The sequence below is a fragment of the Psychrobacillus sp. genome (genome assembly GCF_056205495.1).
Map to the genome: position 1 here is coordinate 1 of NZ_JBAEAP010000562.1, position 2934 is coordinate 2934.

The following is a 2934-nucleotide window of genomic DNA, read 5'->3' on the forward strand; positions in this document are numbered from 1 at the left end:
TAGGAATGGAATAACATTCATAATCATCCCAAATAGCGCTAGTAGTAAGGAGTATTCTAGACCAATTATCCTATATCCGATAAATAGCATAACTCCCACTAGGAAACTAACAAACAATTGTCCCTGAACGTAAGAGCGAAGTGTGTCATCAATATCTGACAAAGTCTTACGTATAAAAATTTTCTTCTCCCCTTTGAAAAATTGGGTAATGAAAGGGACAAACTTTTCATGATCCTTCAGCATATAGACCAGGAAGAATGGTACAAGCACCAATAAAAATACTCCTTGGAATACATTCTGGACGAACTTAACTATCAAACCACCTGCAGATACTGCTATCGTTTCTATTTTTCCACTTGCACTATCTATCGTAGTTTGAATTGCCTCTGGCAGTTCACCAAATTTTTTTCTTTGAGAAATGGAATAATTAACAAAATCCTCTACCTCTTCTACCATCTCAGGTGTATTATCTACCAACGCATTCACCTGTTTTGTTAGGACAGGACTTAATAATGCAATGAATCCCCAAATAAGGAGACCAATTACAACAAATACTGATATAATACTAGCCCATCGTGGAAATTTTTTCGATTCTAGCCATTTTTGAAGTGGTCTGGATAAATAGAATAGTACCCCACCCAATAACAGTGGCATAAAAATAGCCTGGGCAATTGTCAGAAAAGGCGAAAAGATTGATTTAACCTGCATAAACATAAAAATAATTAATAAAGTAAATAATATTGCGGTTCCAACCTGGAACCAAAGCTTTTTAGTCAACTAACTTTCACATCCTCCATGTAGGTTTAACATAATCTTATATACGAATTATCATAAGGTAAGTTTCATCATTATACGTATCGTACCATTTTTATAGTAAACTGTTAATAATTCTTAACTTGAATAGGGGGAGACTCTTGGAATACTATAAAAAATTACGCCAATATGTTGGGCATCAGCCACTAATACTGCCTGGTTCAGTTGTCCTAATACTAAATGAACACAATGAAGTGTTACTTCAAGAAAGAGCACCTGGCATTTATGGTTTGCCTGGAGGATTAATGGAACTTGGTGAAAGCCTGGAAGACACTGCACATCGAGAGGTTTTAGAGGAGACCGGCTTGCGTATTGGAAAACTGACACTTTGCCAAGTTTACTCGGGTCCTGATTATTATATAGAAAATCCAAACGGTGACACCTTTTATTCGGTTACTACCGTATACAAAACGAATGAATATGAAGGCCTACTTACACCGGATGAATTAGAATCTATCTCACTTCAATTTTTTCCACCGAATAACTTACCGAATGGTATCCTAGCATCTTATCGCACCTTTATAGAGGACGAGTTATTGGATTAACGTCTAAATAACATCATTCAATACAAATACTACGCGTATTATGTATGAAACTTCTATAATTTTAGTATTTCTAAAAAAATAGATTGTCATTCAATTATCTCCAATTATTTTATAGATGAAAAATTGGATAGCAATTATAACAGAGAAGAAAAGGTCAGCGTCTAGGAGATGCTGACCTCTTTTTTACTTTTCTTTATATTCAAACCCAGGAAACCTTACCACTTCCCATTTTGTTTTACGTAGAGATGAAATAACTTCGTTGCCTACATTTAAATTAGTCTTAACAATTTGCGGAGGTGTTAAAGCCATCCATTGGGTAAGAGACACATCTTGGTAAATCGGTGATTTAAAAATTTCCAAATACCACAAAGGTGTCGTACCTGTGTTTTGGATATAATGACCATAGCAAAATGGCATATACCCTACGTTACCTGAGCGAACATCAAAGGTTCGTGCTGTTCCATCTGCAGCATAACCAGTCATTCTACCTTGACCTGTGAGAAAATATTGAAATTCATCATTATTAGGATGCCAATGAAGCTCTCGCATCGCTCCAGGGAGGATTTCAACTAATGCTGCTGATATAAGCTGAGAAACGGGGAAATTTCTAGAATCTACCACTCTAACCGAGCCCCCCGGTGAGGTAATCGGTTTTTGTTCTAATAACGAATGTGAAAATTTCCTTGTTCCAAAAGGGCTAAGAGGCTCTACTTCACTTATGGGACCTGGTACGGTGGATTGATAAATATACTTTTCTGTTGTTGGTATGTCTCTGAAGGCTTCTTCTGGTAGACCAAAGTTAGCAGACAGCACCTCTTTTGGAGTATGGGCAAACCAATCAGAAATAGTAAATGTATCTAAATCAGAAAAATTCCCGTTGTCAAATACCAATAGGAACTCGCAGCCTTCCTCTAGCCCTTGAATAGAATGGGGAATCCCAGGCGGGAAGTACCAGATATCCCCTGGCCCTACGTCAGCTATAAAGTTTTTTCCATTTTCATCTACAGCTGTGATCTTTGCTCTACCCGCTAGCATATAAGACCATTCCACTTCCTTATGCCAATGTAGTTCACGAACGCCTCCTGGAGTTAGCCTCATATTCACTCCAGCAAGAGTGGTTGCTACCGGCAATTCACGAGCTGTGATCTCCCTAGACCACCCGCCTGGCTTCAATGTCATATTTGTATCGGAAAACGAAAACGTTAAATTTGGTACGGTTCCGGCGTCGGTTACTGGAGGCACAAGCATATTAGGATTTTCAATTGCACGGATAATATCTCTTGGACCCAGGTCTGTTGCACCTGCACCGTCCGACTCTCTAATGGGCTGTGGAATATCCTGCGGTGGAATACATCTTAACAAATCCTCATAGTTAAAGTTATTATTGCTCAGGTTCTTCACTCCTTCATATACATTCTATTTACTATATGAAATCATATGGGAATGAGTTATTTACATAAAGATAGGAAGTAAACCTAGTAATGAAATGATAATAACGCTTGCTTGTCCGTTGTTCGAAAAATAAGATGATAACCTTTTAAATTGGATATTTATGTTAAAATATTAAAAAGTATGT

At 37.6% G+C, this 2934-nt stretch carries 3 protein-coding genes; 1 reads left to right on the plus strand and 2 read right to left on the minus strand.

Going from position 1 to position 2934, the window contains the following annotated elements; genetic code table 11:
* Positions 1-777, minus strand: a 777-nt coding sequence (locus AC06OU_RS15845) for an AI-2E family transporter (protein ID WP_475857057.1), incomplete at its 3' end; no start/stop codon positions are given.
* Positions 778-914: 137 nt separating this feature from the next.
* Between AC06OU_RS15845 and AC06OU_RS15850 the strand changes: the two genes are divergently transcribed.
* Positions 915-1358: an NUDIX hydrolase gene (locus tag AC06OU_RS15850; protein ID WP_475857059.1), complete on the plus strand. Its 444-nt coding sequence runs from the start codon at positions 915-917 to the stop codon at positions 1356-1358.
* A gap of 183 nt (positions 1359-1541) precedes the next feature.
* On the opposite strand, the gene AC06OU_RS15855 is transcribed toward AC06OU_RS15850, so the two are convergent.
* Complete coding sequence (locus AC06OU_RS15855; RefSeq protein WP_475857061.1) at positions 1542-2750, minus strand: oxalate decarboxylase family bicupin; 1209 nt, start codon at positions 2748-2750, stop codon at positions 1542-1544.
* Positions 2751-2934: the final 184 nt, after the last annotated feature.